Origin of the sequence: Nocardioides sp. (assembly GCF_047607365.1) — a bacterium.
GTDB lineage: Bacteria > Actinomycetota > Actinomycetes > Propionibacteriales > Nocardioidaceae > Nocardioides.
The window spans coordinates 25,775-49,756 of sequence record NZ_JASGDD010000207.1 but is presented as its reverse complement, the minus strand read 5'-3'; the positions used below and the strand labels follow the sequence as shown (position 1 = coordinate 49,756).

General features: G+C 71.1%; 24 protein-coding genes. 13 read left to right on the top strand and 11 right to left on the bottom strand.

The genetic code is table 11. From position 1 onward, the window contains the following. On the bottom strand, positions 1-757 hold a 757-nt coding region (locus QM572_RS16145; RefSeq protein ID WP_415094939.1), incomplete at its 3' end, for an aminotransferase class V-fold PLP-dependent enzyme. 84 nt (positions 758-841) lie between these two features. Here QM572_RS16145 and coxB point away from each other — a divergent pair. Genes coxB through QM572_RS16130 form a run of 3 tightly spaced genes read left to right on the top strand, consistent with a single transcriptional unit; the run spans position 842 to position 3,872 of the window. Continuing rightward, the gene (gene coxB / locus QM572_RS16140; protein WP_415094937.1) at positions 842-1,741 is read left to right on the top strand and encodes a cytochrome c oxidase subunit II; all 900 of its coding nucleotides are present in this window, start codon (positions 842-844) and stop codon (positions 1,739-1,741) included. Next, positions 1,738-3,450: a cytochrome c oxidase subunit I gene (gene ctaD / locus QM572_RS16135; RefSeq protein ID WP_415094935.1), complete on the top strand. Its 1,713-nt coding sequence runs from the start codon at positions 1,738-1,740 to the stop codon at positions 3,448-3,450. Before coxB ends, ctaD begins: the two co-directional genes overlap by 4 nt. Then, on the top strand, positions 3,447-3,872 hold the full coding sequence (locus QM572_RS16130) for a cytochrome c oxidase subunit 4 (RefSeq protein WP_415094933.1): 426 nt from the start codon (positions 3,447-3,449) through the stop codon (positions 3,870-3,872). The genes ctaD and QM572_RS16130 overlap by 4 nt, the downstream gene beginning before the upstream one ends. A gap of 112 nt (positions 3,873-3,984) precedes the next feature. On the opposite strand, the gene QM572_RS16125 is transcribed toward QM572_RS16130, so the two are convergent. The 5 genes from QM572_RS16125 to QM572_RS16105 form a co-directional block, all read right to left on the bottom strand. Then, positions 3,985-4,185, bottom strand: a complete 201-nt coding sequence (locus tag QM572_RS16125; RefSeq protein ID WP_415094931.1) for a hypothetical protein — start codon at positions 4,183-4,185, stop codon at positions 3,985-3,987. 73 nt (positions 4,186-4,258) lie between these two features. Continuing rightward, positions 4,259-5,965: a cytochrome b gene (locus tag QM572_RS16120; RefSeq protein WP_415094929.1), complete on the bottom strand. Its 1,707-nt coding sequence runs from the start codon at positions 5,963-5,965 to the stop codon at positions 4,259-4,261. Then, a complete protein-coding gene (locus tag QM572_RS16115) occupies positions 5,965-7,071 on the bottom strand; it encodes a Rieske 2Fe-2S domain-containing protein (RefSeq protein ID WP_415094941.1) in 1,107 nt (368 codons plus the stop codon). The genes QM572_RS16120 and QM572_RS16115 overlap by 1 nt, the downstream gene beginning before the upstream one ends. 2 nt (positions 7,072-7,073) lie before the next feature. Next, positions 7,074-7,961 carry a c-type cytochrome gene (locus QM572_RS16110; RefSeq protein ID WP_415094927.1) on the bottom strand — a complete coding sequence of 296 codons (888 nt, stop codon included), beginning with the start codon at positions 7,959-7,961 and terminating at the stop codon, positions 7,074-7,076. 46 nt (positions 7,962-8,007) lie between these two features. Further along, positions 8,008-8,658, bottom strand: a complete 651-nt coding sequence (locus QM572_RS16105) for a cytochrome c oxidase subunit 3 (RefSeq protein ID WP_415094925.1) — start codon at positions 8,656-8,658, stop codon at positions 8,008-8,010. Between the two features lie 77 nt (positions 8,659-8,735). Between QM572_RS16105 and QM572_RS16100 the strand changes: the two genes are divergently transcribed. The 3 genes from QM572_RS16100 to trpD are packed head-to-tail and all read left to right on the top strand — an operon-like array spanning position 8,736 to position 11,138. Then, positions 8,736-9,674, top strand: a complete 939-nt coding sequence (locus QM572_RS16100; protein ID WP_415094923.1) for a cytochrome c oxidase assembly protein — start codon at positions 8,736-8,738, stop codon at positions 9,672-9,674. Positions 9,675-9,684: 10 nt separating this feature from the next. Next, positions 9,685-10,110, top strand: a complete 426-nt coding sequence (locus QM572_RS16095; RefSeq protein ID WP_415094921.1) for a hypothetical protein — start codon at positions 9,685-9,687, stop codon at positions 10,108-10,110. Continuing rightward, positions 10,107-11,138 (top strand): anthranilate phosphoribosyltransferase, encoded by a 1,032-nt coding sequence (gene trpD, locus QM572_RS16090; protein ID WP_415094919.1) that lies wholly within the window; start codon positions 10,107-10,109, stop codon positions 11,136-11,138. Before QM572_RS16095 ends, trpD begins: the two co-directional genes overlap by 4 nt. A 34-nt stretch (positions 11,139-11,172) precedes the next feature. On the opposite strand, the gene QM572_RS16085 is transcribed toward trpD, so the two are convergent. Then, the gene (locus QM572_RS16085) at positions 11,173-11,451 is read right to left on the bottom strand and encodes an Lrp/AsnC family transcriptional regulator (RefSeq protein ID WP_415094917.1); all 279 of its coding nucleotides are present in this window, start codon (positions 11,449-11,451) and stop codon (positions 11,173-11,175) included. A 4-nt stretch (positions 11,452-11,455) separates the two neighbouring features. After that, on the bottom strand, positions 11,456-13,246 hold the full coding sequence (locus QM572_RS16080) for a DEDD exonuclease domain-containing protein (RefSeq protein ID WP_415094915.1): 1,791 nt from the start codon (positions 13,244-13,246) through the stop codon (positions 11,456-11,458). A gap of 69 nt (positions 13,247-13,315) precedes the next feature. On the opposite strand from QM572_RS16080, the gene QM572_RS16075 reads away from it, so the two are divergent. Further along, positions 13,316-14,509, top strand: coding sequence for a hypothetical protein (locus tag QM572_RS16075; protein ID WP_415094913.1), 1,194 nt, complete (start codon positions 13,316-13,318; stop codon positions 14,507-14,509). A 10-nt stretch (positions 14,510-14,519) separates the two neighbouring features. Here the strand turns inward: QM572_RS16075 and QM572_RS16070 are convergent, their stop codons facing one another. Beyond that, positions 14,520-15,995: a hypothetical protein gene (locus QM572_RS16070; RefSeq protein ID WP_415094911.1), complete on the bottom strand. Its 1,476-nt coding sequence runs from the start codon at positions 15,993-15,995 to the stop codon at positions 14,520-14,522. A 169-nt stretch (positions 15,996-16,164) separates the two neighbouring features. Between QM572_RS16070 and QM572_RS16065 the strand changes: the two genes are divergently transcribed. Genes QM572_RS16065 through QM572_RS16055 form a run of 3 tightly spaced genes read left to right on the top strand, consistent with a single transcriptional unit; the run spans position 16,165 to position 19,570 of the window. Next, a complete protein-coding gene (locus QM572_RS16065) occupies positions 16,165-17,286 on the top strand; it encodes a glycosyltransferase family 2 protein (RefSeq protein WP_415094909.1) in 1,122 nt (373 codons plus the stop codon). Further along, positions 17,283-18,746 carry a hypothetical protein gene (locus QM572_RS16060; RefSeq protein ID WP_415094907.1) on the top strand — a complete coding sequence of 488 codons (1,464 nt, stop codon included), beginning with the start codon at positions 17,283-17,285 and terminating at the stop codon, positions 18,744-18,746. Before QM572_RS16065 ends, QM572_RS16060 begins: the two co-directional genes overlap by 4 nt. Then, positions 18,743-19,570: an NAD-dependent epimerase/dehydratase family protein gene (locus QM572_RS16055; protein ID WP_415094905.1), complete on the top strand. Its 828-nt coding sequence runs from the start codon at positions 18,743-18,745 to the stop codon at positions 19,568-19,570. The genes QM572_RS16060 and QM572_RS16055 overlap by 4 nt, the downstream gene beginning before the upstream one ends. Here QM572_RS16055 and QM572_RS16050 read toward each other — a convergent pair. Next, a complete protein-coding gene (locus QM572_RS16050) occupies positions 19,567-21,132 on the bottom strand; it encodes a hypothetical protein (RefSeq protein WP_415094903.1) in 1,566 nt (521 codons plus the stop codon). The two genes, QM572_RS16055 and QM572_RS16050, sit on opposite strands and share 4 nt — an antisense overlap. Positions 21,133-21,244: 112 nt before the next feature. On the opposite strand from QM572_RS16050, the gene QM572_RS16045 reads away from it, so the two are divergent. The 3 genes from QM572_RS16045 to QM572_RS16035 all read left to right on the top strand — a co-directional run bounded on the left by QM572_RS16045 (position 21,245) and on the right by QM572_RS16035 (position 23,695). Continuing rightward, positions 21,245-21,451, top strand: coding sequence for a hypothetical protein (locus QM572_RS16045; protein WP_415094901.1), 207 nt, complete (start codon positions 21,245-21,247; stop codon positions 21,449-21,451). A 68-nt stretch (positions 21,452-21,519) separates the two neighbouring features. Continuing rightward, positions 21,520-22,509 (top strand): NlpC/P60 family protein, encoded by a 990-nt coding sequence (locus tag QM572_RS16040; protein ID WP_415094899.1) that lies wholly within the window; start codon positions 21,520-21,522, stop codon positions 22,507-22,509. Positions 22,510-22,531: 22 nt separating this feature from the next. Then, positions 22,532-23,695: a hypothetical protein gene (locus tag QM572_RS16035; RefSeq protein ID WP_415094897.1), complete on the top strand. Its 1,164-nt coding sequence runs from the start codon at positions 22,532-22,534 to the stop codon at positions 23,693-23,695. A 29-nt stretch (positions 23,696-23,724) separates the two neighbouring features. Here QM572_RS16035 and QM572_RS16030 read toward each other — a convergent pair whose 3' ends face one another. After that, on the bottom strand, positions 23,725-23,904 hold the full coding sequence (locus QM572_RS16030) for a Flp family type IVb pilin (protein WP_415094895.1): 180 nt from the start codon (positions 23,902-23,904) through the stop codon (positions 23,725-23,727). Between the last annotated feature and the right edge of the window lie 78 nt (positions 23,905-23,982).

Sequence of the window (23,982 nt, the reverse complement as noted above, 5' to 3'; positions counted from 1 at the left end):
CGCGCTCGGCGACGACGGCCCGCAGCGCGGCGGGCGCGGCGAGCGCCGCGGGCCCGGTGTCGAATACCCACCCCCCCTCGTCGATGCGGTCGTCGCCGGGGAACGGGCTCTCCCAGGCGACCCCCTTGCGCACGAGCAGGATCCCCACGCCGGCCGGCCCGCCCCACTTGTGCGCGCTGCCCGCCACCGCCGACCAGCGTGCGGGCAGCGGAATCCGTCCCAGGGAGGCGCAGGCGTCCACGAAGACCGGCACGCCCGGCCCGGCGACCGCCTCCGCCACCTCGTCGACCGGCTGCAGCGTGCCGACCTCGTGGTTCGCGTGCTGGACGGCGACCACGGCCGCGTCGCCCGCGCGCCGTCGTACGCGCTCGGGGTCGACCCGTCCGAGATGGTCGACGGCCACGACCGACGGCTCGCCCCACCAGTGGGCGGCCTGGAAGACCGCCTGGTGCTCGACCGCGGTGTGGACGACCTGCCGCCCGGCGGCGGCTCCGCGTGCCTGGGCCAGGCCCAGGAGGCCCCGGTGGACCGCCTCGGTCCCCGACGAGGTGAAGGTCACCTCGTCGCGCCGGACTCCGAGTGTCGAGGCCACCACCTCGCGGGCGTTGTCGAGCAGGAGCCGCGCGTCGCGGCCCGGTCCGTGGAGGCGGCGGGGGTCGGCGTACCCCCGCTCGTAGGCCGCCATCAGGACCTCGCGCGCGGCCGGGTGCAGGGGCTCGGAGGAGGCCGCGTCGAGGTACACCGGAGGAGCCGCCACCGGGCAAGAGTAGTTCGCCGACACAGCCTCGATTCGGGGTACCCGATGGGCCGCGACCTCTCAGGTTCCGCTAATGTGCCAGTCGTGGAATGGAGTGCTGTGCGACGAGGATCGCGGCGCCGTCTGGTGGGCTCGAGCCTGCTGGTCCTGGCGGCCGTGTCGCTCACCGGGTGTTCGTCGGAGACCGCTGGCGAGTGGAAGCGCATCGCGATGCCTCCCGCGGCCACCGAGGAGGGCACGCACAACCTCGCGTTGTGGCAGGGCGCCTGGATCGCCGCGATGGTCACCGGCGTGATCACCTGGGGCCTGATCTTCTACGTGCTGTGGCGCTTCCGCCGCCGCAGCGCCGACGAGGTGCCGGTGCAGACCCGCTACAACCTGCCGCTCGAGATCTTCTACACCATCGCCCCGGTGCTGATGTGCATCGTGTTCTTCACGCACACGGTCACCACCGAGAACAAGCTGCTCGACGAGAGCAAGGCCACCAACACGATCGAGGTCGTGGGCCAGCAGTGGTCGTGGACGTTCAACTACGGTCTCGGCGAGCGCGATGCCGCCGCCGACGACTTCACCAGCGTGCAGAAGTCGTTCCCCTATGACGACTACGTCTACGAGGCGGGCACGGCGTCCTACATCCCGACCATCTACCTGCCGGTGAACGTCACCACCCGCTTCAACCTGCACAGCCCCGACGTGATCCACGACTTCGGCGTGCCCGCGTTCCACATGCGCATGGACGTCGTGCCCGGCCGGGTCAACCACTACGCGGTGACGCCGACCAAGATCGGCGACTACGACGGCAAGTGCTACGAGCTCTGCGGCGTCTCGCACTCGCGGATGCTGTTCAAGGTCAAGGTCGTCAGCCAGGCCGACTACGACGCCTACCTCCAGAAGCTCGAGGACGAGGGTCAGACGTCGGAGACCCCGCTGCTCGGCGGCGAGGACGCCTACACCCAGGCTGGCCTGGAGGGAGAATCAGAGTGACCGCCACCGCGACCCCGTCGACGGCGACCCCCAGCGGACGCCGCCCGCTCGGCCAGCAGGTCTACCGCCTGCTCACCACGACCGATCACAAGCTGATCGGCAAGATGTACTTCGTCACCGCGTTCTCGTGGTTCATCATCGGCGGCATCATGGCGCTGCTGATCCGCGCCGAGCTCGCCTTCCCCGGCTCGCAGGTCGTCAACGACGAGCTCTACAACCAGCTCTTCACGATGCACGGCACGATCATGCTGCTGCTCTTTGCGACGCCGCTCTTCTTCGCCTTCGGCAACGCGATCATGCCGCTGCAGATCGGCGCGCCCGACGTCGCGTTCCCGCGACTCAACATGTTCAGCTACTGGCTGTTCCTCTTCGGCGGCCTCATCGCCGCCTCGGGCTTCCTGACCCCACTCGGCGCCGCCGACTTCGGCTGGTTCGCCTACACCCCGCTCTCGGATGCCGTGCGCTCCCCGGGCGCCGGCGGCGACCTGTGGATCATGGGCCTGTGGATGGCCGGTCTCGGCACCATCCTCGGCGCGGTCAACTTCATCACCACGATCATCTGCATGCGCGCCCCCGGCATGACGATGTTCCGGATGCCGATCTTCACCTGGAACACGCTCATCACGTCGCTCCTGGTGCTCATCGCCTTCCCGGTGCTCGCCGGCGCGCTGCTCTCGCTCGAGGCCGACCGGCAGATCGGCGCCCACGTCTTCGACGCCGCCCACGGCGGCTCGGTGCTGTGGCAGCACCTGTTCTGGTTCTTCGGGCATCCGGAGGTCTACATCATCGCGCTGCCGTTCTTCGGCATCGTCTCCGAGATCCTCCCGGTCTTCAGCCGCAAGCCGATCTTCGGGTACGTCGGCCTCGTCGGCGCCACGCTCGGCATCGCGATCCTCTCGGTGGCCGTGTGGGCCCACCACATGTTCGTGACCGGCGCCGTCGACCTGCCCTTCTTCTCCGGCATGACGTTCCTCATCGCGGTGCCGACAGGCGTGAAGTTCTTCAACTGGATCGGCACGATGTGGGGCGGGTCCATCTCGATGGACTGCGCGATGCTCTACTCCATCGGCTTCCTCGTGACATTCCTCTTCGGCGGCCTCACCGGCATCATCCTGGCCAGCCCGCCGCTGGACTTCCACGTCTCGGACTCCTACTTCGTGGTGGCCCACTTCCACTACGTCGTCTTCGGCACCGTGGTGTTCGCGATGTTCGCGGGCTTCTACTTCTGGTGGCCCAAGATGACCGGCAAGATGCTCAACGAGCGCCTCGGCAAGATCCAGTTCTGGCTGCTCTTCATCGGGTTCCACACCACCTTCCTCGTCCAGCACTGGCTGGGCGTGGAGGGCATGCCCCGCCGGTACGCCGACTACCTCCCGGACGAGGGCTTCACCACTCTCAACCAGATCTCGACCGTGGGCGCATTCCTGCTGAGCCTCTCGATGATCCCGTTCTTCGTCAACGTCTGGATCACCCGGAAGTCGCCCAAGGTCACCGTCGACGACCCGTGGGGCTGGGGCCGCTCGCTGGAGTGGGCCACCTCCTGCCCGCCGCCGCGGCACAACTTCAACACCATCCCGCGGATCCGCTCGGAGTCCCCGGCCTTCGACCTGCACCACCCGGAGATCGCGGCCCTCGAGCTCGAGGACAACCTGGACGAGCCCGGCAACCTCGACGACGACGGCATTCCGCAGAAGGGTGACGCCCGATGAAGTCCATGAAGATCGAGACCTGGATCTTCATCTCCTGCACGATCTTCCTCGTGCTGGTGACCCCGGCCTACTACTTCGTCACCTCCGCCTCGGACCACGGCACGGACTGGACCGGCACCTCGGCGCTGACCATGTGCACGCTCCTCGTGGCGATGGTGTCGTTCTACCTCGGCTTCCACGCCGTCACCGACCCGCCGCGCCCCGAGGACCTCGAGGACGCGGAGATCGCGGACGGCGCCGGCGAGCTCGGGTTCTTCCCGCCGTACTCCTGGTGGCCGCTCTGGGCCGCTCTGACGCTGAGCGTGATCACGTTCGGCGGCGCCATGGGCGCCTACTGGCTGATGATCATCGGCGGTGTCCTCGGCGCCCTCGCGGTCTCCGGCTGGATCTACGAGTTCTACCGCGGAGAGCACGCGCACTGACGCTGTCTCGTCCCATACGACGAAGCCCCCCGGTCGCCTGGCCGGGGGGCTTCGTCGCCTCCTCGGCGTGTCACGATCGTGCATTTGCTCGACGACACGCCGGCGAGTGCCCTCAGCCGAGCCAGCTCGCGGACGCGGGGGACGACCTCGGGAAGCGGTACTCGGCGGCGGGCACGACGCTCTCCGGAGAGCCGCCGACGGCCACCCAGGCCGTGAACGGCGTCTCGGGCGGGGGATAGACCACCGCGTCCACCAGAGGACGCACCGAGCCCTCCCAGCGCACCCGGCCCTCGGCGACGACGTCGCGGATCACCTGGGCATGCGACGGCGGGGCCCCATCCGTGCCGGATGGGACCCCGCTCGATGCGTGGCGAGCCCGAAGTCGATCAGTGGTGGTCCCGATCGCTTGGCGGCAGCTCGTACGCCGCGTCGTCGCCGTCGAGGATGTGCCCGTCGTGGGCGCTGTCGTGGCCGTGCGCGAGGTGCGCCTGCGCCTCGTCGTACTCCTCCAGCGTCGGCTTGTCGACGTCGTCGGCGTAGTAGATCTCGCGCAGCTTCCCGCGGAGCTTGCCCAGGCGGCTCTCGTCGGTCCCGTCCTCGGCCTCGAGCGCCTCCAGCGTCGCGGCGCTGTCGTCACGGACCGTGATCGCATAGGCCTTGTCGGTCGGCAGCGGCAGGTGCTTCTCGTAGTACTCGCCCTCGGCCGTCCGCATCAGCACGCCCGACTCGTAGCCGTGGAGCAGCATCTCGTTGTCGTGACGCTGCAGCGAGATGCACCAGCGCCTGGCGATGATGAACGCGATCAGCGGGCCCACGAAGACCAGCACCCGCAGGTAGTAGGTGATCTGGTTGATCGAGGCGTGCAGCTTGATGGCGATGAGGTCGTTGCCGCCGGCCATCCAGGCCATCGCGTAGAAGGTCATCAGCGAGACCATGAACGCGGTGCGGGTGGGGGCGTTGCGCGGCCGCTGGAGCAGGTGGTGCTCCCGCTTGTCGCCGGTGATCCAGGACTCCACGAAGGGGAGGAGCAGCAGGAGCGTGAACATGATGCCGGGCGTCAGGATGACGGGCACGAAGACGTTCCACGACCAGGTCGAGCCCCAGAAGTGGGACTCCCAGCCCGGCATGATGCGGAGCAGGCCGTCCGGCCAGCCCATGTACCAGTCGGGCTGCGAGCCGGCCGTGACCTTGGTGGGATCGTACGGGCCGAACTTCCACACCGGGTTGAGCGTGAGGATGCCGCCCATGATGGCGGTGACGCCGAAGACGATGAAGAAGAAGCCGCCCGCCTTCGCCGCGTAGACCGGGAGCATCGGGTAGCCGACGACGTTGGTCTCGGTGCGGCCGGGGCCGGGCCACTGCGTGTGCTTGTGGTAGACGAGCAGCAGCATGTGCGCGGCGATCAGCGCGAGCAGCAGGCCCGGGATCAGGAGCACGTGGATCGTGTAGAGCCGGGGGATGATCGACTCGCCCGGGAACTCACCGCCGAAGAGGAAGAACGAGACGTACGTGCCGACGACCGGGATCGACTTGATGAACCCGTCGGCGGCGCGGATGCCGGTGCCCGAGAGCAGGTCGTCGGGGAGGGAGTAGCCGGTGAAGCCCTCGAGCGTGCCGAGTAGCAGGAGGAGCGAGCCGATCACCCAGTTGAGCTCGCGGGGCTTGCGGTGCGCGCCGGTGAAGAACACGCGCAGCAGGTGGATCATCATGGCCGCGATGAAGAGCATCGCCGCCCAGTGGTGCATCTGCCGCATGAGCAGGCCGCCGCGGACGTCGAAGCTGATGTGCAGCGCCGACGCGAACGCCTGCGACATCTCGATGCCGCGGAACTGGTCGTAGGAGCCCTGGTAGGTCACCTCGGCCATCGACGGCTGGAACCACAGCGTGAGGAACACGCCGGAGAGCAGCAGGACGACGAAGCTCCAGAGCGCGATCTCACCGAGCATGAACGACCAGTGGTCCGGGAAGATCTTGCGGAGGTTCTTCTTGCCCATGGCCGCCAGGCCGAGGCGGTCATCGGCCCATTCGGCGGCCTTGCCGACCTTGGTCGTGGGGGTGCCCGCGGAGGCGCCGTGCGGTGCGGTGGTGGTCATCAGATGCCCGCCTTCTTCTGGACCTCGTCAGGGGACTCGGTGTTGCGCTGCCAGTACGACGGCCCGACAGGCTCCGGGAAGTCGCTGAGCGCCACGAGGTAGCCCTCGTCGTCGACCCCGAGCGGCAGCTGCGGCAGATGGCGGCCGGCCGGGCCGAAGACGACCTTGCCGGCGTCGGCCAGGTCGAAGGTCGACTGGTGGCACGGGCACAGCAGGTGGTGGGTGGTCCGCTCGTTGAGCGAGATCGGGCAGCCCACGTGGGTGCAGATCTTGGAGTAGGCGACGATGCCCTCGACCGACCAGTTGCGGGTCGCGTCGCTGACGATGTCGTCCGGGTCCATGCGGAGCATGACGATGGCGGCCTTGGACTTGGCGATCTGGAGCTCCGCGCCCTCGAGCTCGGGCTGGCCGTTCTCTTCGGTGGGGAAGATGGCCTCGGGCTCGGCGTTGAAGAGGTCGCCGATCTCGACGTCGGAGACCTTGATCGGGGTCCCGACGACGTCGCGGACGACGCGCATGTTCTTCTTCCAGACCGTGTGCTCGAGTCCGGCGCCGTCGTACTCGCCGACGACCTGGTTCGGGAGGGGGCCGAGGTCGCGCAGCATGACCACCGCGGGGGCGGCCAGCAGGGTGACCGCGCCGAGCAGCGAGTTGCGCACGAGCGGCCGGCGGCCGATGCCCGACTCCTCGAGGCCGGCCTCGAGCGCGGCCAGGGTCGCCGAGCGGTCGGCGGCCGACGAGGCGGCCGGGTGGCGCTCCTCGGCCAGCTCGACGTCGGCCATGAGCTTGCGGGCCCACTGGATGATGCCGATGCCGATGAAGAGCAGCGCCAGGCCGAGGAAGACGCCGAGGGCGACGTTGGAGGCGCCCAGGCCGATGAAGGTGTCGCCGCCGACGCCGTTCTTGATCGCGAAGTAGGAGACGACGAAGAGGACGGTCGACAGCGCGGACAGACCGAAGAGGACGGCGACCTGGCGCTCGGCCCGCCGCTCGGCGTACGGGTCGACGTCGGTGGGCCGCCACACGTGCTCGTGCAGGCCGGGGTCGGGGAGCAGCGCGTCGGTCGACGCGTTGATCTCCTGGTGTGACTCGGTGTGCTCGTCGATGCTCACGCGATGGTCCCCTTCCGCTTGCTGGAACGCGTGGTGTGGGCCGCGATCCAGACCGCGAACCCGACCAGGATCCCGATCCCGAAGAGCCAGGCGAACAGGCCCTCGCTGACCGGGCCGAGGTTGCCGAGGCTGAAGCCGCCGTAGCCCGGCTGCTCCTTCATCGACTTGACGTAGGCGATGACGTCGCGCTTCTCCTCGGGCGAGAGGTTGCCGTTGGAGAAGGTGTCCATGGACTGCGGGCCGGTGAGCATGGCCTCGTAGATGTGCTTCTCGGAGGTGTCGAGGATCTTGGGCGCGTAGCCGCCGCGCGGCATGGCGCCGCCCTCGCCGGTGAAGTTGTGGCACGCGGTGCAGTTCGTGAGGAAGATCTGGCCGCCGCGGACGATCGCCTCCTGCTTCTCGTCCTCGCTCAGGCCCTCGGTGGAGTAGTCCTTCGCGGTGGGGATCGACGGGCCGGGCGCCAGGGAGGCGACGTAGGCGGAGATGTCGGCGATCTCCTCGTCGGTGTAGACCTGCTTCTTCTTCGCCGGCGCCTGCTGGCCGGGGGCGGCCAGCGGCATCCGGTTGGTGCCCATCTGGAAGTCGACCGAGGCGGCGCCGACGCCGATCAGGCTCGGGCCGATGTTCTGGCCCTTGTCGTCCTTGAGGCCCTCGGCGTTCTGGCCGTGACAGAAGGCGCAGCCGACCAGGAAGAGCTCGCGGCCCTTGAGCGCGTCGCCGGTCGACGCCGTGTCCTCCGCGGACGAGGCGGGGGAGAAGGCGGCGTAGAGCCCGCCGGAGAGCAGCAGGGCGCCGAGCAGCAGGACCAGGCCGGCGAGGCGACCGCGGCGGTGCCGCGAGAGACGACCGGCTGAGCGGTTCAGGCTGCGCTTGAGGAGGTGCACGTTCGTTCGATCCTTGCTTCTCATCGACATGATCTCGTCGGCCGGGTCACTTGAGGATGTAGATCGAGGCGAAGAGCCCGATCCACACCACGTCGACGAAGTGCCAGTAGTAGGACACCACGATCGCACTGACAGCCTGCTCGTAGGTGAAGCGGCGGGCGATGTAGGTCCGGCCGAGCAGCAGCAGGAAGGCGATGAGTCCGCCGGTGACGTGGATGCCGTGGAAGCCGGTGGTCAGGTAGAACATCGTGCCGTACGCCGAGGAGGGGATCGTGATGCCCTCCTGGATGAGCGTCGCGTACTCCGTCGCCTGACCGGCGATGAAGATCGCGCCCATGACGTAGGTGAGGACGAACCACTCCCGCAGGCCCCAGGTCAGCGGGTTGAGCACCGATCCGTCGCGGCCGACCTTGCCCGCCTCGGCCTTGAAGACGCCCATCTGGCAGGTCACCGAGGACAGCACCAGGATGATCGTGTTGGTCAGCGCGAACGGCACGTTGAGGTGCTCGGTGTTCTGCGGCCAGAGCTCCGGGCTCACCGAGCGGATCGTGAAGTACGCCGCGAAGAGCGCGGCGAAGAACATCAGCTCCGAGGAGAGCCAGATGATCGTGCCGACCTGGACCATGCTCGGTCGATCGTGCTGCCCGTGTAGCCGGGATGCCGGGAGTGCGGAAGCTGTGGTCGCCACGAGGCTCATTATGTCGGTAGTTCTCAGGTTCGCCATGTCGACCCCCCGTTCCGGCGATCTCCCGCGGCGGCTCCTACAGTGGAGGCGTGCCCGATCTGCCCCCCTTCGGCTGGGCGGCCCTCTTCACGCAGTGGGGACTGGCGCCGATCCCGTTCGTCGTGACCGCCTGGGCGGCCGGTCTCTACCTGTGGGGAGTCGCCGTGCTGCGGCGTCGCGGGGACCGCTGGCCGGTGGGCCGCACGCTCTCCTTCGTGGTCCTCGGCATGGGCAGCTTCTACCTCGTCACCTGCTCCGGATGGGCTGCCTACGACACCACGCTGCTGTCGGTGCACATGGGCCAGCACATGGTGCTCTCCATGCTCGTCCCGCTGGCGCTGGCCCTCGGGGCGCCGGTGACCCTCGCCCTGCGGACCCTCCCGCCGACGCCGCGGCGCTGGCTCCTCGGCGTCCTGCACTCACGGGTCGTGAAGGTGCTCAGCTTCCCGCCGCTCACCTTCGCGCTCTACGTCGTGTCGCCGTGGGCGCTCTACTTCTCGGGGTGGTATTCCGCCTCGCTCCACCACGAGTACGTCCACGAGATGATGCACCTCCATCTCGTCCTGGTCGGGTCGCTCTTCTTCTGGCCGCTCATGGGCGTCGACCCGGTGCCGGGGCGGGTCAGCCATCCCTTCCGGGTGCTGCTCACGGTGCTGACGCTGCCCTTCCACGCCTTCCTGGGCATCTCGGTCATGAGCCTCTCCACGCTGCTCGGCGGCTCGTGGTACCCGTCCCTGCACGACGGCCCCATGGGCGCCTGGCTGCCCGACCCGATGGCCGACCAGCAGCTGGCCGGCGGCATCCTCTGGGGCGCCGGCGATCTCGTCGGGCTGGTCTTCTTCGGCGTGCTGTTCACCCAGTGGGTGCGGGCCTCGATGAGGGAGGCGGCGCGGGAGGACCGGAGGCTCGACCTCCTCGAGGCGCGCGAGGCTGCGCGTGAGCGCGCCGCCGCCGAACAGGCCGCTGCCGAGCGGGCCGCGGCGGAGTAGAGTCCGCCGGGTGACCGCAGCGAAGGCATCGTCGGGAGCGCGCGAGACCTTGAGGGTGCTCGTCTACAGCGACGACATCGACACCCGCCAGCAGGTGATGCGCGCCCTCGGGCGCCGGCCGCATCCGAGCCTGCCCGAGCTCGAGTACCTCGAGGTCGCCACCGAGCCCGTCGTGATCCGGTACGCCGACGAGGGGGTCGACCTGATGATCCTGGACGGCGAGGCCGTGCCCGCCGGGGGCATCGGGATCGCCAAGCAGCTCAAGGACGAGCTCGAGAGCTGCCCGCCGATCGTCGTCCTGACGGGGCGGCCGCAGGACTCCTGGCTGGCGTCGTGGTCCCGCGCGGAGGCGGCGGTGCCGCAGCCGATCGACCCGCTCGAGCTGGCCCGCACCGTCGTGGCGCTCCTGCGCTCGAAGGTCCCAGCGACGGCATGAGCGACGCCGTCACCTGGCCCGACGTCCTCGGGTCCCTCCTCGCGCGCACCGACCTGACCTCGGCCCAGGCCGAGTGGGCGATGGGCGAGATCCTCGCCGGCGAGGCCACCCCCGCTCAGATCGCCGGCTTCGCCGTCGCCCTGCGCTCCAAGGGCGAGACCGCCGCCGAGCTCGGCGGGCTCGCCTCCGGCATGCTGGCCCGCGCCACCCCCATCTCCGTCGCCGGGCGGCTGCTCGACATCGTCGGCACCGGCGGCGACCGCTCGATGTCGGTCAACATCTCCACGATGTCGGCCCTCGTCGCCGCGGGCGCCGGCGCGAAGGTGGTCAAGCACGGCAACCGCGGCGCGTCGTCGAAGTCCGGCTCCGCCGACGTGCTCGAGGCGCTCGGGATCCGGCTGGACCTCCCCGTCGCCCGGGTGGCCGAGCTGGCCGACGAGGTCGGCATCACCTTCCTCTTCTCCGCCGCCTTCCATCCGGCGATGCGGCACGCGGCGGTGCCACGACGCGAGCTGGGCGTGGCCACCTCCTTCAACCTGCTCGGCCCGCTGACCAACCCGGCGCGGCCGGGAGCCTCGGCCGTCGGCTGCGCCGACGCCCGGTCGGCCCCGATCATGGCCGGCGTCTTCGCCGACCGCGGGGTCGACGCCTGGGTCTTCCGGGGCGACGACGGGCTGGACGAGCTCACCACGACGTCGCTGTCGACCGTGTGGGCGGCGCACGGCGGGGTCGTGGCGGAGCACCGGATCGACCCGGGCGACTACGGGATCGCGCTCGCGACGGCCGACGACCTGCGCGGGGGCGAGCCGGCGTACAACGCCGCGGTGGTCCGCGCGGTGCTCGCCGGCGAGAGCGGGGCGGTCCGCGACGCCGTACTCCTGAATGCGGGGGCGGGCCTGGCCGTCCACGCCGCCGAGGGCCTGCCGCCCGAGGAGGCGCTGGCCGCCGGGATCGCCCGCGCCGCCGAGTCGATCGACTCGGGGGCCGCTCAGGGCGTGCTCGACCGCTGGGTCGCCGCCTCCGCCTGAGCGCGCCGGTCCGGCTGCTCCGGTGCGGCCAGGCTCAGTCCAGTCCGAGCGAGAACGCGGACTCCAGGTCGTGCTTGGAGTAGGCCCGATAGGCGATGTGGGTCTCGGTGTCGACGATGCCCGGGACCTTGTTGAGCCGGTCGGCGACGACGAGGGCGATCTCCTCGTGCGTCCGCACCCTCACCATGACGATGAGATCGGTCCGGCCGGTGGTGGAGTAGACCTCGCTCACGCCCTCGAGGTCCGCGATCGCCTGCGCGACCTCGGGAATCCGGGCGGTCTCGGCCTGCACGAACACGATGGCGGTGATCACAGGCTCACCGTAGCGGCTGGTGCATGGTCGGGAGCGCTCGTCGGTCGCCGAAGGGGACGAGCGTGCGCCGCGACTCCTCGACCGCGTCGTGGGCGGCGAGATGCCGGCCGGCGCCGCGCACCGGGCAGGTCCACTCGCCGTCGACGTCGACCAGCCGGACGCCGTCCGTCTCCAGCCATCGCAGGATGAGATCGCTCTCCTCGGCGGAGGCGGCCGGCGCGGGGCCGAGCCCGCCGAGCACCGTCTCCGCGCCGGCGCAGAGCTCACGGACGAAGTCGTGGGCGTCGGCGCCGCGGGGGATGACCCCGGCGGCCGCCAGCCGGCCCCGGCGGACCACGTGGACCACCCAGCGGCCGTCCTCCTCGCGGCGCGCGGCGACGAGCTCCGGGCACGCGGTGAGCGCGGCCAGGCGCTGCCCCTTGGCGGCGCTGCGGACGAAGGTCGCCAGCCGGTCGCGCTGGAGCCCGGCCTCCTCGAATCGCTCCTCGGCGGCCAGCGTCACCATCCGGGCGGCGAAATGATCGACCAGTGGGTCGGCGTCGAACCGCATCGCCGCCCGCACCCGGCCGACGACGCTCGCGTAGTCCTCCGCGCTCGCGGTGCCGTCGCAGGGGGAGAGGCAGCGCGCCATCTCGGCGAGCACGCAGGCCGAGCGCGACGGCTCGCGCCCCATGCGCTCCGAGCACTGCCGGATCGGGAACGCCTCCTGCAACGCCTCCAGCACCCGCTCCGCCGTACGCCGGGAGCCGAACGGCCCGAGATAGTCGGCGCCGTCGTCGAGGACCCGCTTGACCAGCGACAGGCGGGGCCACGGCTCCACGGTCAGCTTGACGTAGTGCACGCGCTCGGGGAACCGCGAGCGGCGGTTGTAGCGGGGCTTGTGCTGGGCGATCAGGCGCAGCTCGCGGACCTGCGCCTCGAGCGTGGTCGCGCAGGTCACCGACTCGACCCGCTCGGCCAGGTTGACCATCTCGCCCATGCGCGTCCGCGTCTCGGACGCGGTGAAGTAGGTGCGCACGCGCGTGCGCAGGTCGCGGCTGGTGCCGACGTACAGCACGCGACCCTCGGCGTCGGTGAAGAGGTAGACCCCAGGAGCGTGGGGGAGCGCCTCGGCGAGGTGGCGCTTGCGCCGCTGAGCCGTGGAGACCTTGCCCGAGAAGGTCTGCAGCTCCTCGATGGTGTGGACCCCCAGGCCGCCGAGGCGCTCCATCAGGCCGTGGAGCACGTCGACCGTCGCGCGGGCGTCGGAGAGCGCGCGGTGGTTGGGCGCGGTGGTCGCGTGGAAGAGCTGCGCGAGCGAGGACAGCTTGCAGTTGGGCGCGTCGTCGCGGGTGATGACGCGGCGCGCGAGCTTGGCGGTGTCGAGCACCTCGAAGTCCGGCCAGCGCAGCTCCTGCCGGGCCGCGAAGTGCTTGAGGAAGCCGACGTCGAACGGCGCGTTGTGCGCGACGAGGATCGACCCGGCGGCGAACTCGAGGAACGCGGGCAGGGCGGACTCGATCGGTGGCGCGTCGGCGACCATCGGGTTGCTGATGCCGGTGAGGACGGCGATGAAGGCGGGAATCGTCGTCCGCGGGTTGACCAGGGTCTGGAACTCGCCGAGGACCTCTCCGCCGCGGACCTTCACGGCGCCGATCTCGGTGATCATCGACCCGCCCTCGGCCGATCCGCCGGTGGTCTCGAGGTCGACGACGCAGAACGTCAGGTCCCGCAGCGGCCGGCCGAGCTCGTCGAAGCTGCGCTGCGACTCCCACCGGCCCGGGGCGGGAGTGCCTGCGCCGACGGTGCTGCTCATGTCCACGACGCTAAGCCCGGTCGCCGACAAAACCCCTCAGGCATGCCGGACGTGGTCTTGAATGAGCCCGTGGGGAGGTCGCGGTCGTGGTGGTGGATCCCGGTGGGCGTCTTCGGCCTCAGCCGGGTCGTGGACGCTGTGCTGCTGATCGTCCTCGGCCACCAGCAGCTGGCCTTCCACGACGGCATGGGGGCCTACGTCTACGCCGACAAGCCCGCCGACCCGGGCTACTGGTCGCTGCTGACGAACTGGGACGGCCAGTGGTACCAGGAGATCGCGTCCGAGGGCTACCCGGGCGAGCTCCCTCGTGACGGGTCGGGCGCCGTCGTACAGAACGCGTGGGCGTTCTACCCGCTCTACCCCGCGCTCGCCCGGCTGGTCATGGAGGCGCTCGGGCTGTCGTTCCCCGTGGCGGCGTCGCTGGTGAGCCTGGCCTTCGGCGCGGGTGCCATGGTGGTGCTCTTCGACCTCGTCAGGGAGACCGGCGGGCGGCACACGGCCGCCGTCGTCGTGCTGGCCCTGTGCTTCTATCCGGCCGCCCCGGTGCTGCAGGCCGCGTACGCCGAGAGCCTGGCGCTGTTCCTGATCCTGAGTGCCCTCTGGCTGCTGCGCCGCCGCCGCTACGGCGCCGTCGCCGTCGTCGGGGTCCTGCTCTCGCTGGCGCGCCCGATCGTGCCGGCGCTGGCCGCGCTCATCCTCCTCCATGGCGTCATGCGGTGGCGGGGTCGCCACCGGGAGCCGTTCCCGGCCCGTGAGCGCGTGCGATGCCTCCTGGCTGCGCTCGTCGTCGGGACCAGCTTCCTCGTCTGGCCGCTGGCGGCGGCCGCGGTGACCGGGGAGATCGACGCCTACCCGCTCACCCAGCGCGCGTGGATCCTGGACGGCTCGCACGGCTGGTCGACGTGGCTCACGGCCCTGGTGGGCCTCGACGGGGTGCTGCCGGTGCTGCTGGTCGTCGTCGCGGGCGGCCTGCTGCTGTTCGTCGTCCTGCGCCCGCAGGCGAAGCTCTGGGGATCGGATCTACGCGCGTGGGCCCTGCTCTACGTGCTCTTCCTCCTCGGCTCCGCCCGGATGACGAGCAGCATCATCCGCTACGCGATGGTCGCCGTCGTGCCGTGGTGGCCGTTGCCGGAGGTCGCATCGCAATCGCGGCTCGCCCGGTGGTCCGTGATCGGGTGGATCGTCGTCGCGGGGACGATCGGGCAGCTCTGCTGGCTGCGATTCTTCTTCGTCGTGACCGAGGCGAGGGTGCTGTACCCGTAGGAGGCGGCGATCAGGTGCTCGGCCAGTCCGCCGGGGCGCGCAGCATCTCCAGGTGCTCCGAGCGATGGACGACGCTCCAGCCCTTCTCGTGGGCGAGGCCGTAGGCCAGCGACGAGTCCGGGGCGAGGAAGGCGACGCGCGCGCCGGTGGCGACGACGGTCCGGTCCCATCCGGGCGCCATCCGGGTCATCGCGTCGATCGCGGCGAGCTCGCGGTCGGTGTAGACGTCGAAGTAGCCGTGGGGGACCACGTCGAGCTGCGGATAGCGCCACAGGACGTAGCCGCCGAAGGCGACGTCGCCGAGGATCGGGGTGCCGCGCGGAAGTCCCGACAGCTCGCTGCTCACCCACGCCGGAGTCGGGTGCGGTCGAGCGGCGGTATGGGGGACCACCGCCGTGAACACGGTCAGCCCGACGGCCACGGCGGCGGCGATCGTCACGACCTCCGCCCTCCCGACGGCGGCCCTGGTGCGGAGCATCCTCTCCAGGCTCGTCGCCGCGAAGGGGACGAGCGTGACCATGGCGAGCGCGACGGTTCTCTGGGAGTAGACGCTCAGCCCGAGGACCGCCACCAGCATGAGCACCTCGAACCAGCTCAGCCGGTCGCACCTGAGGGCCGCGACGAGGGTGATCACGACGATCGCCAGCAGGGCCGCAGGGCCGTACGACGTGAAGTCGGGCGGACTCCACTCGGGCAGGTAGTGCCCGCGCGAGCCGACGAGGAGGGCGGCGGCGTACAGACGCGGGCCGACCGGCGTGAGCCCGGCCGCGACGAGCTGGGCGACCGGGACGAGCGCGAGCGGCAGCAGGCGGCGCGCGACGTCGCGGGCTCCCGTACTGCGGTCGGCGGCGATGCCGACGGCCGCCACGAGGCCGGTCGCGACCCCGACCGGCCAGAAGCCGTGCACCGTCGCCCACACCCAGGTGACCGGGATCAGCGCCCAGGGTGGGCGACCCGTCCGCCGCGCGCGGAGCCACGCCACGACCACCAGAGCCTGCAGGACGAACGAGACCGTCTGCGGACGCATGCTGAGATTCGGTCCGAGCGCGAGCATGGTGAAGGCCATGATCACCGCGGCCACCAGGGTGCTCGTCTCACGTCGCGCGACGACGTACGCCAGCAGGGCGAGGCTCACGAAGAGGACGCCCTGGAGCCAGGCGACGCCCGGCAGTCCGAAGTGCCGCTCCAGCCAGGCGAGCACGATCTCGGTCGACCACTGGGTGGGCACCCAGCGGTTGTGCTCGAAGGAGCTGATGTGTCCGGGATGCCACGGACGCCAGGCACCGCTCAGGAACTCCTCCCCGAACCGGAGGTGGAAGAAGACGTCGGCGTTGGCGATGGGGAGCGAGGCGTTGCGCAGCAGGTTGGCCACCACCCCCACGACCATGAGCAGCGGGACGACCGTCCGGACCAGGCGGGTCACGAGGTCGGCTCCCGGCTCCACGTCGGCCTCGCCCGGATCCGTGGGTGGGGTCCTCGTGGTCATCTCGCCTCCAGACTGAGCGGTCGAAGGCTATCCCGCCCCGGCCGAACATCGGCCATAGTCCGTTCGGGCCAGTCGACGCCGTACGGGCGACGGTGCCCGTGCGGACCACGCCCGCCCTAGCCTCGCATCGTCGCCACGGAGGTGACCTCGAGCGAGCCCGGGGGTGCGCATGCTGCTCCAGATGAAGCCGGACGTGGTTGACGTCTCGTTCCTGATCCCCTGCCTGGACGAGGCGGAGTCGCTGGAGCACGTCATCGGCGAGATCCGTGCGGCCTGTGCCTCGTCGGACCTCTCCTACGAGGTCCTCGTCGCCGACAACGGCTCCAGCGACGGCTCCCAGGAGATCGCCCGGCGCTGTGGCGCGAGGGTCGCCGACATCGAGGAGCGTGGGTACGGATCGGCGCTGCGAGGCGGGATCAAGGCGGCCGCCGGCGAGTGGGTCGTCATGGGCGACGCGGACGGCAGCTACCAGTTCGCCGATGCCCTGCCGATGCTCGACCGACTGCGCGACGGCGCGGACGTCGTGATGGGCAACCGCTTCGACGGGGGCATCGAGCGGGGTGCGATGCCTCCCCTGCACCGCTATCTGGGGAACCCCGTCCTCTCCTGGCTGGGGCGGTTGCTGTTCGGCGTGCCGGTCCGGGACTTCCACTGCGGACTGCGTGCCTTCAATCGGTTCGAGATCGAGCGGCTCGGCCTGGAGTCCGACGGGATGGAGTTCGCCAGCGAGATGCTGGTGCGGGCGCACAAGGCCGGGTTGAGCATCGAGGAGGTGCCGGTGCGGCTGCTTCCCGACCTGCGCTCCCGCCCGCCGCATCTCCGGTCATGGCGTGACGGCTGGCGCCATCTGCGCTTCCTCCTGCTTCACGCGCCGGCGTGGACCTTCGCCCTGCCGAGCTCCCTCGCGGGGTCGTTGGCCGTCCTGCTCGCGCTGCTCGGTCCGCTCCACCTGGGCTCGGTCGAGTTCAGCTACCGGACGGGAGTCCTCGCCTCCGCGCTCGCCGTCGTCGCCCTGGTCGGAGGGTGGTCGGCCCACCTCGCGCACATCGTCCTCGGGCAGGCTCGGCGGGTGTGGTCGACCGAGGCCATGCTCGCGGTGTCATGCTCGCTGCTGGCCGTCGGCGTGGTGGTCGTCGGCGCGCAGTTCCTCAGCTGGGAGCAGTCCGGATTCGGCGAGCAGCCCGTCGGTCGCGCCACCCTCGGTATGATCACGGGGTCGCTGGCCCTCGCCGCTGGAGGCATCTCCTTCTTCTTCTCGCTCTTGGTTGGAACGGTCAGGAACCTGCGGTGACGACATGGGTCGACGGTCCGGTGATCGTCGGCTCCGGACCTACCGGCGTGGCCGTGGCCGCTGCCCTGATCGCGCGCGGGCTCACTCCGGTCCTGCTCGACGGAGGCCTGACCGCCGACCGGGTCGCCCGCGACCGTCAGGACGCCCTCCGCCACGGCGCGGACCCGAGTGCGGTTCCCGCGGCGCACCGGGCCGACGACCCCGGCCGCAAGACCTGGTTCGGCTCGAACTTCGCCCTGGACCCCGCGGAGCCCTCGCTGCTCCTCAGAGACCCTCGCGTGCTCGCCCACGAGAGCTACGCCGTCGGCGGTCTGAGCCGGATCTGGGGCGGCACGTTCGCCTTCTTCTCCCGGATCGGCCGATGGGACCGGGCCGTGCGACCCGAGGAGCCGGACCTGGCGGCGATCCGGCAGCTGGTTCCTCACGCGCGGACGTCCTTCGGCGACGGCGGACTCGCCGGGGACGCGGCCTCGGCGGCCGCCTTCGAGAGGTTTCGGCGCTCCGCCGGGAAAGCGTGGTCGGTGACGCCCTCGACGGTCGCGATCGACACCGAATCCGGTTCGGCCCAGCGCTGTCGCTTCGCGGGCGTGTGCCTGGACGGCTGCCCCCACGACTCCGTCTGGTATGCGGGAGACCAGGTCCGTCGCTGGGCGCGATCGGGCCGCGTGCGGCATCTGTCCGGGCACGTGGTCACCGAGATCCGGGAGTCGAGGGACCGCGTGGCGCTCCTCGTCCGAGCAGGCGGTCGTGACTCCACGATCGAGACCGGCGCGGCGTTCGTCGCTGCCGGGTCACTGGCCACCGCAGGCCTCCTGGTCCGGTCCGGGATCCGCGATCGCATCGCCGTGCGGGACACGGCCACCGCGTTCGCGGCCGCGATCCAGCTGCGACGCACGGGGGTGAGCGCACGACCCGCGCACGGACTCTCGCAGTGGTGGGCGACGCAGGCGGACGGCGGCTTCGCGGCTCAGTTCTACCCTCCGACCGCCGGCAACGCCGACCGGCTCGTGGCGAGGCTCCCCGCGCTCGCGCGCTCGGGGAGCCTGGTCGACTCCCTCGCTGCCCGGCTGCACCCGGTGGTCGCCTATCTCGACCCGGCGCTCTCCGATCCGATGCTCGTCGTGAGACGCGGCTCGGAGGTCGTGATCAGTGCCGAGCGCACACGGGCGGCACGAGGCGCGATGCGACGCCGGCTGTCGGAGCTGGCTCGGCCGCTCGTGCGGGCGGGATATCTCCTCCCCACCCTGGCCGCCGAGATCAGCCCACCCGGGACCGGCTACCACAGCGGGGCGTCGATGCCGCACCTCCGGCAGACCGACCCCTGGGGCCGGCCGAGCGGCCTGCGACGGGTGATGCTGGCCGACGCCTCGGTGCTCCCCGAGCTGGAGGTCGGCAGCATCACCCCGACCGCGATGGCCAACGCCCACCGCATCGGCCGCACGTGGAGCCAGGAAGCATGACGACGATCGGCATCACCGGCTTCACCTCGGGGATCGGCCGTGCCGTCGTGGCGGAGGCGGTCGCCCGAGGGCACGAGGTGGTGCGTCTCGGACGCGGCGCCTCCGCGGATCGCGGGTACGACCTGGCGGCCCCTGAGGCCACCGGCTCGGTCGACGGGCTCGACGCCGTCGTCCACCTCGCCTGGTCGTGGTCCGAGGCCGAGCTGAACGTCCCGGCGGGGGAGCGGCTGGTGCGCGCCTGCGCCGCCGCCGACGTACGGCCGGTCCTGCTGTCCACCTTCTCGGCCTTCGCCGAAGGCTCGCGGTACGGCGCGGACAAGTCGCTCCTCGAGCGGCGCGTCGCGGGGGTCGGCGGAGCGTCCGTGCGCGCCGGGCTGGTCTGGGGCGCCGAGCCCTCGGGCATCGTCGCGACCTTGCTGCGCCTCGCGGGCGCCCCCGTCCTCGCTCCACGGCTCCGGCCCGACCCGGCGCTGTACCACACCTCCCTCGCTCGGCTCGCCCGGGCGCTCGTCGCCGAGGCGGCGGGCGCCGACGAGGCGACCGGGAGCGTCGCGTTGGCCGCCTACCCCGTGCCCGTGATGCTCTCGACGCTCCTCGATGGGCTGCGCGCCGGTCCGGGGCTCGCCCTTCCGGTGCCGATCCGGAGCGCGACCGCCGTCGCCCGGGCGGCCGAGCGCCTCCGCCTGCCCCTCCCGGTCAGGTCCGACTCCCTGGCGGCCCTCGGACCGGGGGTGGACGGCGCGCTCGCAGCCTCCACGCTGCCGTGGCTCGACGGGTTCGAGCCGACCGAGCAGTTCCTCCGGTGGGCTCGGAGCGTGGCCTAGGAGTCCCCTGACGCCACCCGGCAGGTCATCAGGGCCACTCCGTCCTGCTCGCTCTTGCCGGCGCAGTCGATCCCGTGCTTGACGAGCTCGGTGGGAATCGCCGCGATGCGCTCGAACAGGACGTCGTAGCCCCAGTCTGCGGGGTCTCCGGTCGCCTTGGTGGGTCGAGGCAGTTGCGCGAAGGCGTAGAGGAACAGACAGGGCTCTCGGAGCTGGCGAAGGTCATCGGCCAGGGACGCGACGTACCCGTCGTAGTCGACGAAGATGGCGCTCGTCACCGAGCTGGCGGCACCCGAGCGCGACGTGTCGTCCGTGAGATCGACGAGTGGTGGCATCCCGCTGATGGTGGGCGCGTAGATCTTCGCCATCGCGTCGGTGTTCTGCACGACCACGACGCCGGAGCAGTGGCCGACCGCGTGGGCCAGCACGGGCCTCGGAGAGTTCACCACGACGGCGCCCCCCAGAGGCGCCAGCAGGGCGGCCACGGCTCCGAGCGACCATGCGAGACGACGCTGCGGACGTGCCCCGGCACGCCACAAGGACAGCAGGGCGCCCAGCGTCTCGCCCAGCGCCATCGCGAGGAGGGGGAGCACGAACAGGAGGTGGCGGCCCTTGTCGAAGGAGACGAACCCCGAGGCCATGAACAGTCCGAGCGTCGCCGTGGCGGCCACGACCGCATGCCGCGGGAACCGACCGAGCCGCCGAGACGACCAGGCCACGGCGTACGCGAACCACCCGAGGAGCACCAGGGTCACGATCAGCCCCGTCCTGGTCTTCACTCCCAGCAGGTCGATGTAGGCCAGGAGAGTCGGCCCGAGCCCGGGCGACTCGTACAGGGGCACGGTCTGGTTGATGGCCAGCGCCGGATGCGCGACCGTGGCGTACCAGGCGCCGAAGACCGCGGCCATGATCGCGGCGGACGTGAGCGCAGGGACCGAGGACCGCAGCCATGCGCCTCGCCTCGCGACGAGCTCTCGCAGCACACCGGTCGCCGCCACCGCCAGGCCGGCGAAGATGACCGTGTTCGAGAAGGGGATGAGCGCCACCGTGAGCGCGGTCAGCACCGCGGCACCGCGCCAGCCGCGGTCCATCGCGCGGTAGCCGACGACCGCGACCACGGCGGCGGCGAAGGCCTCGTAGCCGTAGTGCTTGAAGCTCGTCATCTGCTCCGTGAGCGTCGGGTTCACACACAGGAAGGTCACCGCCGCGAGGGCCGCGACGGCGCCGGCGATCTTCGCCGTGTGTCGCCAGGTCACCCACGCGGTCACGACCAGCAGCAGGTACTCGGGCGTGCGCAGCACCCGCTCATGGAGGCCGAAGGCGGTCACGAGGAGCTTGTCGATGACGTAGTCGCCGTACGGCAGCACCTGCTCGTAGTGGGCGAGGGGGACGCCGGGCCTGACCCAGCCCTGGTCCTTGAGGGCGACGAAGAGCATCGCCTCGTCCGTCCAGAAGTTCCGGTTGACGAGGAGCGCCAAGGCGATGACCAGGGCGACGGCCGCGATGGCGAGGTAGCGCGCGATCCAGCCGGTCGACTCCTCGTAGCGATCCTCGTCGTCCACCGGCGGGAGACTACCCAAGAGGAGCGGCCATGTCAGACGAACCGAGCTGATGCCACCGGCCTCCGGAGTCGGTCGCCCCGGTTCTGTCGGTGGCGGCTGCCAGTCTCGTCGCATGACGACACGGATCGACTGCGACTCCTGCGTGGTGCGGGGGCTCGCGTGTGATGACTGCGTGGTGACGGTGCTGCTGGGTCCACCTCCGGAGCTGGCCTTCGACGACAACGAGCGCCGGGCGCTCGACGTCCTCGCCGCCGGTGGACTGGTGCCGCCGCTGCGGATGGTGGACCCCCGTCCCGGCCCGGTGATCGAGTCGGCATGACCCGGATCACCCCGAACCACCCGAAAGGCGGATTGGCCTGGCTCCGGATGGCTGGGTAGGGTGCCCGGGTGCTTGTCGCAAAGGTTCGCCATCGCGCGGTCGCGGCGGTGGCGGGTCTGACGCTCGCCGGATCGCTGGGCCTCGCCTCGGTGACCCCTGCCGACGCGGAGCCGGACATCAAGGACGTCCAGGCCAAGGTCGACAAGCTCTATCAGGAGGCCGAGCAGGCCACCGAGGACTACAACGAGGCCACGATCCGGCTCGACAAGCTCCAGACCGAGCTCGTCGGCCTCCGCGCCGACGAGGCGCGCCAGGACACCGCGCTCGCGGCGGTGCGCGACCAGCTCCGCGAGTCGATGCTCCACCAGTTCGAGGGCTCGAACCTCTCGGCCGTGGGCGAGGTGGTGCTCTCCGACGACCCGCAGGCCTTCCTCGGGCAGCTGAACACGATGTCGGCGTTCCAGGACCTCCAGAGCGGCCTCTACGACGAGTACGCCACGCAGGCCGAGGCACTCGATCTGCGCCGGGAGGCGACCGCCGCCCGCGCCGAGCAGGTCTCGACCACCAAGAAGAAGCTCGCCTCCGACAAGGCGGACATCGAGGCCAAGCTCGCCGACGCCAAGGAGCTGCTGAGCAAGCTGCAGGCCGAGGAGCGCGAGGCGATCCTGTCGCGTGGCGACATGCGGATGCCGACCTCCGTCCCGGCCGAGGGCCGAGCCGCGGCCGCGATCGCCTACGCCCAGGCCCAGCTCGGCGACGCCTACGTCTGGGGTGCCGCCGGCCCCGACGCCTTCGACTGCTCCGGCCTCACGATGATGGCCTGGGCGGCGGCGGGCGTCTCGCTGCCGCACTCCTCGCGCGCGCAGTACAGCTCTGGGCCCCACGTCGCCGAGGCCGACCTCCAGCCCGGCGACCTCGTCTTCTACTACAGCCCGATCAGCCACGTGGGCCTCTACATCGGCAGCGGCCTGGTGCTGCACGCCGCGCGTCCGGGCGAGGGCGTGAAGATCTCGGCGCTGCACTCGATGCCGTACTCCGGCGCCGTCCGGCCCGGCTGACCGGCCCGGCCCGCGAGCAGCGATGTTCCGGCCGCGTCGCCGGTGGTGGATCGCCGGAGCCTGCCTGCTCGCCGCGCTCGCGGTGGCACTGCTCGTCCGCCCGGGCGCCTACGTCGCCGAGCCGAGGACGACCACGCTGCCCCAGGCCCGGGTCGACCTCGCCGACGCGGCGTTCGCCGACTGGCTGGCGGAGCGGGCGTCGGACCCCGGCCTCGCCGCGCTCCGGATCACCGCGCTCGACTCCGACGTCGTGGCCCAGAGCGGGGCGATGCAGACCGACGGCACCTGGACCGCCAGCGCGTCCGTCACCTGGCAGTACGCCGGCGCCGACCCGAGCCCGGCGACGGTCGACCTCACGGTCGGCCTGCGGACGTCGGGCGAGGACGGCGACCACGTGAGCGTCACGGGCGTCACGGGGCCCGGACGGGTGCCGCTGTGGCTGGCCGGCCCGCTGACGGTCACCCGGACCGCGACCACGCTCGTCGCGACCGGCTCGGGGATCGATCACGCCGCCTACGCGGGCTGGGCCGCTGAGGCCGTGCGCGTGGTGCGGCGGGTGATCCCCGACTGGAACGGACCGCTCGTGGTCGAGGTGCCCGCCTCGTCGGCCGCGCTCGACGCCACCCTCGCGGCCGACGACGGCACCTACGCCAACATCGCCGCGGTCACGGCCTCGGTGGACGGCTCCTCACGCGCCGACAGCCCGGTCCACGTCTTCGTCAACCCGGAGGTGATGTCCGGGCTGGTCGCCTCCAGCGCCCAGATCGTGCTGAGCCACGAGGCCACGCACGCGGCCACCGGGGCGGTCCTGACCCGGTCGCGGCCCATCTGGCTCACGGAGGGATTCGCCGACTACGTCGCGCTGCGCGACGTGGACGTCCCCCTGAGCACGAGCGCGGGCCAGATCGCTGCCGTCGTACGGAAGGACGGAGTGCCCGGGCACCTCCCGGACGAGGACGACTTCGACGCCTCCTCGGACCGGTTCGGCGCCGAGTACGAGGCGGCCTGGCTGGCCGTCGTGCAGCTGGCCGACGACGCGGGCGAGGGGGCGCTGGTCCGGTTCTACGACGACGTCGGCGCCGGCGCGGCTCTCGGGAAGGCCATGCGCGCCGACATCGGGTACGGCGTCGGCACGCTCACCCGGAAATGGCAGCGGCGCCTGTCAGGGCTGGCGAACCAGTCCTGAACAGGCGCCGTGTCGGCCAGGTGGTGGTGTCAGATGCTGGTGGCGGTGTCGTTGAACAGGCCGCTGATCTTGCCGCCGAGGAAGAAGACGGCGGCGACGATCACCACGGCGATGCCGGCGATGAGCAGGCCGTACTCGACGGCGGACGCGCCGCGCTCCTCCGACTTGGCGAGGTGGGCGCTGAGGAGGATGCGGAGGTAGTCGATCATGGTGGTTTCTCCTGAGGATGGTGTTAGTCCGAGAGCCTGAGCTCCGTGTGACGCGGAGCCCCATGCCCCACGACGGTC

What these genes read in the sequence shown, in the direction of transcription:
- trpD (WP_415094919.1), top strand. Translation starts at nt 10,107, where the DNA reads ATGAGCGACGCCGTCACCTGGCCCGACGTCCTCGGGTCCCTCCTCGCG.
- QM572_RS16070 (WP_415094911.1), bottom strand. Translation starts at nt 15,995, where the DNA reads ATGACCACGAGGACCCCACCCACGGATCCGGGCGAGGCCGACGTGGAG.
- QM572_RS16055 (WP_415094905.1), top strand. Translation starts at nt 18,743, where the DNA reads ATGACGACGATCGGCATCACCGGCTTCACCTCGGGGATCGGCCGTGCC.
- QM572_RS16030 (WP_415094895.1), bottom strand. Translation starts at nt 23,904, where the DNA reads ATGATCGACTACCTCCGCATCCTCCTCAGCGCCCACCTCGCCAAGTCG.
- QM572_RS16045 (WP_415094901.1), top strand. Translation starts at nt 21,245, where the DNA reads ATGACGACACGGATCGACTGCGACTCCTGCGTGGTGCGGGGGCTCGCG.
- QM572_RS16080 (WP_415094915.1), bottom strand. Translation starts at nt 13,246, where the DNA reads ATGAGCAGCACCGTCGGCGCAGGCACTCCCGCCCCGGGCCGGTGGGAG.
- QM572_RS16035 (WP_415094897.1), top strand. Translation starts at nt 22,532, where the DNA reads ATGTTCCGGCCGCGTCGCCGGTGGTGGATCGCCGGAGCCTGCCTGCTC.
- QM572_RS16065 (WP_415094909.1), top strand. Translation starts at nt 16,165, where the DNA reads ATGCTGCTCCAGATGAAGCCGGACGTGGTTGACGTCTCGTTCCTGATC.
- QM572_RS16120 (WP_415094929.1), bottom strand. Translation starts at nt 5,965, where the DNA reads ATGACCACCACCGCACCGCACGGCGCCTCCGCGGGCACCCCCACGACC.
- QM572_RS16105 (WP_415094925.1), bottom strand. Translation starts at nt 8,658, where the DNA reads ATGAGCCTCGTGGCGACCACAGCTTCCGCACTCCCGGCATCCCGGCTA.
- QM572_RS16130 (WP_415094933.1), top strand. Translation starts at nt 3,447, where the DNA reads ATGAAGTCCATGAAGATCGAGACCTGGATCTTCATCTCCTGCACGATC.